Source organism: Staphylococcus pseudoxylosus (assembly GCF_003697915.1).
Lineage (GTDB): Bacteria > Bacillota > Bacilli > Staphylococcales > Staphylococcaceae > Staphylococcus > Staphylococcus pseudoxylosus.
Map to the genome: position 1 here is coordinate 1 of NZ_RCVN01000038.1, position 1148 is coordinate 1148.

The following is a 1148-nucleotide window of genomic DNA, read 5'->3' on the forward strand; positions in this document are numbered from 1 at the left end:
TTTTGAATAAACTTTGCGTTAGGGTCAGCTGGTACTGAAACAAGAGAAATCTCTTTAAACTGTGCTTTATTTACAACTAGAGCATCATTTTCATTAAACTCATAATCTGTAATGTAATAGGCAATTGATAGTGAATCAAACGCTCCATTTTCCACAGCTTTGTTAATGTTTGGTGCATTGTCGTAAAGCGTAAAGTCAGTCAGGTATTTATTAGAAGCTAAGTCATAATAAACTTTCGCGTCCCCAATTACTTCACTAGATCCAGCTCCGTGTTCATATAGCAATGGATATCGTTCTCTAGCAAACTCAATGCAGTTAGGGGTCAAGATAATACCGTTACGATTCTCTACGCCAACTTCTGAACCAATGCCTTGGAACGACTTAGAACCGTCCTCGTTTTCAGTTACTTTAATTTCAGCACTATTGGTTATTAGTTTCATCTGTGCTTGTTACGTCCTTTCTATTGCCTTGTAAATCACTTAGGTTTTTAACAGCAACTGCGTTAAGGTTTGTGACATAAATATCTCCGCCCTCGATTGGTTGCTCGCCCATTTTAACAAGAAGTTGATTCTGTGTAAAAATAGGAGCGTTGATATTTTCGTGATACAAGTCAATTAATTCTTTCAAAGTTGCAAACTTGAATAGCTGGTTATCTACGATTATGCGTTCATAATATAAATTACCTTTTACCACTCGTCTGCGGTTTGTTGAAATCAGTTTATAAGTCAGTTCCTTTTCAAGTTGAATCAGTAAAGGAATGATAGTAGAGTTATAAAAATAAATTTGTTGTTCTTGCGTAGCAGTACCAAGCAAAATATTTTCATTCATAAAGTAGCCTGTCAAAAGTTCCGATTTAATAAGGTCAATTTCATCTTTGTTTAAAACGGAATAATCTTTTTTAAGTTCTACAATTTCCGTCTTGTTATCAACTGGTGTCAAACCATTGTAACTCGAACCCTCTTGCATGTTCTTTATTGTTGTTAAGGCTTTTTCTCGATACTCTTGCGTATTATCAATATCAAGAAAGGCATTAATTTTCAACAAGCCACGCAATTTACCTTGTTCCAGCTTAGTTTGAATACTAGCTAGAGCATTATCTAAAATACTTGTATCCTCATTGATATAAAAAGGACTGATAAGCCTTACTA

The 1148-nt window shown here is 34.8% G+C and carries 2 protein-coding genes; both read right to left on the reverse strand.

Features of this window, described 5'->3' with window-relative positions; genetic code table 11:
* On the reverse strand, positions 1 to 440 hold a 440-nt coding region (locus D9V42_RS14625; protein ID WP_122065546.1), incomplete at its 3' end, for an HK97 family phage prohead protease.
* A partial coding sequence (locus tag D9V42_RS14630; RefSeq protein ID WP_122065548.1) for a phage portal family protein occupies positions 421 to 1148 on the reverse strand: 728 nt, incomplete at its 5' end. The genes D9V42_RS14625 and D9V42_RS14630, both read right to left, overlap by 20 nt.